A 600-nucleotide genomic window follows, 5' to 3' on the forward strand; every position below is an offset into this window, starting at 1 on the left:
TTCCTATGAAGCCCAGCGGGAGCAAGCCGGCCGCACGGGCAGCAAACAGCACGGCAAGGTTTGGCGCCAGGAGCAGGTCAAATTCAGGGGCGCCGCCAACAGCGGAACTGAAGTCTTCAGGACCGAGCGCCATTGCGATCAGTCTTGGATGGGCCGACGCAATGCCCGCGAGTCTGTGCAATGCTGCCGGAGTCTCGATCTGAGCAAGGAACCGGATGCGTCCCAATGGGAGATTTCTTTCTCGCTCAAGTTCCGATACCGCATTCGCGATCTCTGATACCCACTCAGCCGAATCCGTTTTCGGAAGAACAAGTGCGTCAACACCCGCCATCACGGCTGCATCCAGATCTGCCGCCAAGGCGCGCAAACCACGATTAACGCGGACCAAAACCGACCCGCCCTTGCTGCCCACCTTTGCCACGGATGCAGAAAGCTGCCGCCGTGACTCATCCTTTTGATCCTGCGGAACGGAGTCCTCGAGGTCGAGTATGACGCCATCTGCCCCGCGCTCATGAGCCGCTTCCACAAAGCGCGGAACGTGAGCGGGAACGAAGAGTAGGGATCTCCAGCGCGGTACAGACGTCTCACTTTCAACGGCCG

1 protein-coding gene is annotated in these 600 nt (G+C 59.8%); it reads right to left on the reverse strand.

Annotated elements, in window-relative coordinates:
- Nucleotides 1–600: HpcH/HpaI aldolase/citrate lyase family protein (locus NKI85_RS37855; RefSeq protein WP_352781020.1), on the reverse strand; the 600-nt coding region annotated here is incomplete at both ends.

The organism is Mesorhizobium sp. M0571, from assembly GCF_040320985.1.
Lineage (GTDB): Bacteria > Pseudomonadota > Alphaproteobacteria > Rhizobiales > Rhizobiaceae > Mesorhizobium.